8 protein-coding genes are annotated in these 5,629 nt (G+C 42.3%); 1 reads left to right on the plus strand and 7 read right to left on the minus strand.

Annotated features, from left to right (window positions below; genetic code table 11):
• On the minus strand, positions 1–569 hold a 569-nt coding region (locus tag LG003_RS22225), incomplete at its 3' end, for a DNA circularization N-terminal domain-containing protein (protein WP_262981665.1).
• Positions 570–694: 125 nt separating this feature from the next.
• Here LG003_RS22225 and LG003_RS22230 point away from each other — a divergent pair.
• Complete coding sequence (locus LG003_RS22230; protein WP_262981666.1) at positions 695–1,162, plus strand: hypothetical protein; 468 nt, start codon at positions 695–697, stop codon at positions 1,160–1,162.
• A gap of 201 nt (positions 1,163–1,363) precedes the next feature.
• Here the strand turns inward: LG003_RS22230 and LG003_RS22235 are convergent, their stop codons facing one another.
• The 6 genes from LG003_RS22235 to LG003_RS22260 form a co-directional block, all read right to left on the minus strand.
• Positions 1,364–1,561 (minus strand): type II toxin-antitoxin system HicA family toxin, encoded by a 198-nt coding sequence (locus LG003_RS22235; RefSeq protein WP_047963020.1) that lies wholly within the window; start codon positions 1,559–1,561, stop codon positions 1,364–1,366.
• Between the two features lies 1 nt (position 1,562).
• Positions 1,563–1,817: a DUF1902 domain-containing protein gene (locus LG003_RS22240; protein ID WP_262981667.1), complete on the minus strand. Its 255-nt coding sequence runs from the start codon at positions 1,815–1,817 to the stop codon at positions 1,563–1,565.
• Between the two features lie 188 nt (positions 1,818–2,005).
• The gene (locus LG003_RS22245; RefSeq protein WP_262981668.1) at positions 2,006–2,587 is read right to left on the minus strand and encodes a hypothetical protein; all 582 of its coding nucleotides are present in this window, start codon (positions 2,585–2,587) and stop codon (positions 2,006–2,008) included.
• Positions 2,588–2,678: 91 nt separating this feature from the next.
• On the minus strand, positions 2,679–4,586 hold the full coding sequence (locus LG003_RS22250; protein WP_262981669.1) for a hypothetical protein: 1,908 nt from the start codon (positions 4,584–4,586) through the stop codon (positions 2,679–2,681).
• 422 nt (positions 4,587–5,008) lie between these two features.
• Positions 5,009–5,377, minus strand: coding sequence for a phage tail tube protein (locus tag LG003_RS22255; RefSeq protein WP_112879688.1), 369 nt, complete (start codon positions 5,375–5,377; stop codon positions 5,009–5,011).
• 9 nt (positions 5,378–5,386) lie between these two features.
• Positions 5,387–5,629, minus strand: a 243-nt coding sequence (locus tag LG003_RS22260; RefSeq protein ID WP_315903402.1) for a phage tail sheath C-terminal domain-containing protein, incomplete at its 5' end; no start/stop codon positions are given.

Genomic DNA, 5,629 nt, shown 5'->3' on the forward strand with positions numbered 1-5,629 from the left:
TGTGTGACAGTGCGGATCTCGCCTTTCACCATAGCGATAAATTTTGCAGCGGTTGTTGTAGCCGTTCTGAGCCAATTTGTATTTACTTTGCTGTCTGCCGCCGTGCTATTTGTGACAGCAAAGACTTTCAGGCCAGATTCAATCACTGTAAGCGTGAACTCAAACACCCGGCCATTATCCGCACTTTCATTTACACGTAAGCCCGATTCAGTGACGCTGACAGTTAACTCCCCAAGCGTGGGGTGAATGAGCGTGCCGCTTACTCCTTCTTCACACGCTGCCACCAAATTATTACGTTGAGTGATTACATCCGGCGCGGAATAAACTTTACTGTCTTGAATAATAAAGCCGCGCAAGGTGATTTTTCGGCTACTGCGTCCAAGGTCTTCAATCCACGCCGTATCACGATAAGGATATTCATGCACGGCTTGCCGTCTGCCGAAAACGCTTTCACCTGAAACCACGGCAAAGGGTACACCCCGAAATGATGCCGGGTGTAGATGTTCAGACCACTTCCATTCCTGATCTTTCCCCAAAAATGATGAAATGGCGTCTTTAATCAATGGCATATCACCACCTTGTGGTTACTTTAGACACAAAAAAACCGCAGTTAAGCGGCGTAATAATGTTAACCATTGCTCATTAATTGTGTTTCATTCAAAGTAATGAATAATTTATTAACGGAGTGAAACCGATGAAATATTTAAAAAGTTTTGCGGCATTAGTATTATCAATACCCATGATGGCGTTTTCTGCATCTCCTATTATTTGTGAAAATGAATCCCTAGGTAACACCATTACATCTATCTGGCCTTCAATTTATTTATCAGATCCGAATACTCTTTGCTTTGATGTCAAAGGGTGGCCAGAATTTTCCGGTACAAATTGCGTTAAAAACGGTAAAAGCGCGAAATGGACTGGCCTTGTCATTGTTTGGGAAGATGGGGAACCACAAGGTCGGGATTCAACCCATTTCCGTGTAGTTAATCCCGTAGTCACAAATGAGCAAATACAATATCGCATAGAGTGGTCTCGTGGGGGCGAATGGCGCACTATGCAGAACGTAGCCATCAACAGACTTACTGGTGACGCCGTGAGCTACTTTGTCAATGAGCATGGTGGAGAAAGCTACCAGTGCAGGGTTACGAAAAAAGCAATTTAATCAAACAGGCATGGATTTTATTTATCTTCAGCAACCAACAAACCTAACTATTGAAATGATCAACCGACTAGATCGTTTGGAGAAGCTGATAGAGTCCAAAAAAATAATCGATAAAATAACCCGCTCTGATGGCGGGTTATCTTTTGGCAAGTTGCACTGTAAACCCACATTAGGGTCTTCGGTCTGACATAAGCAAAATCATCAGATTTTTTCTTTGATTCCTGCCTGTTTCAGAATTGCATTAGCGGTATGCTTAGAGACTATCGTGTATGGCACACTAAATGCTTTATTGGTTATATCACTACGCCATATTTCATGACTGCCTTTACCTTGTCTGACGAAGTAACACCCATGCGCCAATAAGATTTCTTTAAGTTGTGGATATAAGCCAGATCCCATGTTAGAGCGCTATCCTTGAATCGTAAGATTGTTCCTGAACGAAACTAATTTTCATCACATCAGGATTACCATTCAGGTTCATCTCGTATAGTTCGGGAGCTATCTCCCACACTCGCTCTGTCAATTCATCATAGGTTTTAGCTTCGGTCACCAACCCTAATTCATCACACTCGGCAATCCACATATCATCATGGATGACATTCACAACAAAATTAACTTGTTGATCACCAAAATGTGCTTTGTAAACTGTGTTCATAACACCCCCTTGCTTGCTACTAGTTAATAATAACCCACACAATAATGTAAGAAAAGGTGATTATTTGAGCCATCCTTGGCTTGAGATAACTACCAGCGGTTTTCCATGCTTAAAAAGTCGTTTTTATGAATGGGGTTCTGTCTGCCTGTGCGGTGGTACGCGAAAGGCCCGTAGTGGGGCTAGCTATCTCAAGGAAGATGAAATTCGCAAATCTTTTTAAATTTCTTTGCTTGCTCTTCCGTTAAATGAGTTGTAATGTCGGCAACCATTGATGCTACCTTACGCTCCGCAGCATCTCCATTACCTCCTTTACACTCCACTTCATCAATGTATGATAAGCACAGAGAACAAAAATCAACCACTTTTTGTTTTAGAATGTTAGAATCTTTATCAACAAAATCGTAATGATGATAGTTTTCAGCTTTCTTCAAATATTCTGAATTTAATACCAACGTGTGCGCAAGGGCCTCAGCTGAATTCGTGGTTCGAATATCACTACCACAATGTTTACATTTGATAGCATTTTTATTGACGAATTCAGTGCAATAAGAACATATTGCATCACTTGATGATCTCCCGAACAAAAGCATCATAAACCCACAGAATGTAACAAACGCTCCGAAAAAAACATGATTATGCTGCGATGCAATCATACCAATATTGCTAATCCTGCCACTTCCATAGTCCGATGGTACGGTTGTTTCCATATTAAAAGCTACAAGAAGCCATATCAAACCAAGGATCAACAGAAAATAACCAAACCTTTTCATTACCAACCTCTTCATTTAATTGAACTGAGCAAGCATCAATCAAGTTCATCATAAATTCAAGATTAAACTGTTAAACAGCATTAAGAGGTGATCACGGATACTGCATAGATGTTGTTACCCGACCCCCGGTTTTTGCATTAAATTGCTGCCGTTCCCCAGTCTTATCGCTGACAATCGTGATTTCTACCTGGAGTTTGTTTTCACCAATCGTTGACTGGATGGCGTCAGCTATGTTCTGAGCAAGCTCGCTATTGTTTGCTTGATTGGCAAAGATAGAGGGAGGGCGCTTATCCGATTCAGGCAATGCGGGTTGATTTATCATGCGTTGTTGATTCAGATAATATCTGTCACGCTTCCCTTGCCAACGGGGGTCAAAGATAGCGGCAGTTATTGCATCCGCGATTTGTTTTTGGCTAAACGGCTGTTGACCATGATTTTCTTGTTTAATCATAGCTACCATTAGATTTTCAAGTACCTTGGGGTCATGCATATCTAATTGTTGATTGGGAAGAAAGCCTGTCTCTTTTGAGACAAAGTTAATATATGCCTGAGTATTGTTTCTATCTACACCTCCTGGCGGTGAATATTTGCTAATTGTGCTATTAACGGTATTTTTCCCTCTGTCACCATTCAACATTAACTGACGAGCTAATGCAGAGAGGCCATCGTGATCATTACCAAACTTAACAAATGTTCCACTTTTCCCTTGCACATACCCTATCCCATTAGGTGCGTCGCGTACATTTCCCGGATTTTTATTTCTCAAACCAAACGAATCCTTTACCGGCTTGGCGTAAGGATCGGGATATTTAGGAGGTTCTATTTTTAGTGGTTCTATTTTTGGCGGTTGGGGAATAGCTTCATCTTTTATTTTACCAGCATCATGCTTACGTTTTTCGCTTTCCCATGCGGCACTAAATCGATCATTAATCTTTTTCTCTAAATCTTTATCGGGTTCACCAAACTGTAAAGAGAAACGCTCGCCAAATGAAAGGCTTTTCATGAACTTGACATCGTTTAATGCCCTGTCGCGTAAATCGCCTTTTTTATAACCGCTATAAAGAGTATCGGAATAAGCTTCCCGCTTTTCCGCCTGTTCCTTCATATAATCATAACCATCCCCTAATGCGAAATTAGCAAACGCAATTTTAGCTCGATTCGTTATTCCTTCAAGACGGGCATCCAAATCATTCTTTTTATCGTTATATTGATTTAATTTATCATTATCGGCCTGTGACCTAGTTAACCCATCTCGATCGGCCTTACTCAATAGTTCTTGATATATTTCTGGTCCTTTACGTGCCAAAGCCAACCCGTGTTCATCTAAACCAATTTTTTCAGCAATGGTATTTTGAACATCGGACGGATATTGCTGCATGGCCCTGACGACTTCCGGGAAAGTCTTGTATACATCAATCGTTCCGTGTTCATTTTCATAGAGAGGAACACCCATCTTTGTTAATTCCGCTCTGGCTTCTTCCCTTCTTCCCTGTAGTGGATGATTCAAAACTCCATAGAAGCTTTCTACTGACTTTTTAGCATCACCAGCGCTAATACCAAGATATCGCATTGCTCCGGCTATTCGAGTGAAATCAGGAACGTTCATTGCTGAGTTTTTAGCTGCAACATCAAAATCATAGGCTTCTTTTCCCATATCGTTCATTAGCTGAAAGCCTTTCGATATGCCATATGCGGCCATTCCTACACCGCCAATTTTCGCCCCCATCCCCATATATTTAGTTGCCAGTTCACCGAAATTTTTGAGAGGGGGTACCATGTCACCGATATGCTGGACGTTATCTTTAGCATAACGTGACATATCGCGTAACTTTGTTCCAAGCACATCTACCCCGTCAGTTGATTCAGATCCGCCAAATTTCAGCCCCTCTTTAGTCTTTGCCAGGTTGGGATTGAGGCTATTCAACTTTTCATTGATTTCATCAATAACTTTCGTGACATTCTCATCAGCATTTAATTCAAAATCAAAAGCGTTAGCCATTTGTTCGTTCCTTATTCATTCGATTAACTTGTTCAACCCACCACTCAAGCCGTGATCTTGTCAGAAGCCACGCATCGCGCGGCCCCCACTTATAATAAAATGTGACGTCAGCGGCTAGTTGTTGCCAGCCATCGAGCGCTTCGAGTCCAAAAAACCCAGAAGGAACTCCTGACATTTGTGAAAATCACTGATAGCCATTTTTTTCAGTACTGGCTCGGGGATTTCTGAAACCAATGAAATCAACAGACGCATAGCGGCAATTGAATGATTTGATTTGTTCTGTGCTTCATAAAACTGCTCAACCTAGATTAATACCGGTTCTTTCAGGTCGATCTGCTCGTAGCGGACTTTGCCGTCATTACTTTCAATCGGGGTGTTCAATACGATAGTTTTTGTTGTTTCTAACATGCTGATTCTCCAAATTAATTTTCTGTTACCGAGGTGCCTTCCCAGCGCACCTCAAAAGTCGCATCTTCGCTGTTGACTTCTTGCGTGTTGACGGTCCACATACCCTCGCCAATAATGGTTTTACCGTTCGCAATTTCAGCAACGATTGTGACGTTAGTCTGGTCATTAAAATCCGCGACAGTTGTTCCGCCACTGTCACGGACTTTGCAGGAGATAAAGCCCGCCTGGGGTTTCTCTTTGTAACCGTGTACGTAGTCCATGCCCGTTAAGGTTTCACGGGTGACTGTTGAGGGACTCCAGGTGAAATCCCCTGCGACCATTATTCGAATGCCGTCAACAGTGACATAAGCGGTACCCGCGAGTCTGTTTGATGTATTACCCATGTTTACCTCTTATGCGGCCGGTTGTAAGCGGAACTGATTGAGCAGTGCAAAGACGCGCAACTGATTGATGAGTGTCCCCGTCCATAACACATCTACCCGGTTCGGATTCTGCGCATTGACTTCAACAATCAGCCCATCTGCAAAGCTTTTTGAATCCTGAACATAACCGTTGTATTCCAGTGCCTTATACTGGGCGATTAACTCAGCGCGGATAATGTTGGGTGTCACAATTGCCGAGCCGGGCGCAAAGCG

This window comes from Photorhabdus kleinii (assembly GCF_025384885.1).
Classification (GTDB): Bacteria; Pseudomonadota; Gammaproteobacteria; order Enterobacterales; family Enterobacteriaceae; genus Photorhabdus; species Photorhabdus kayaii.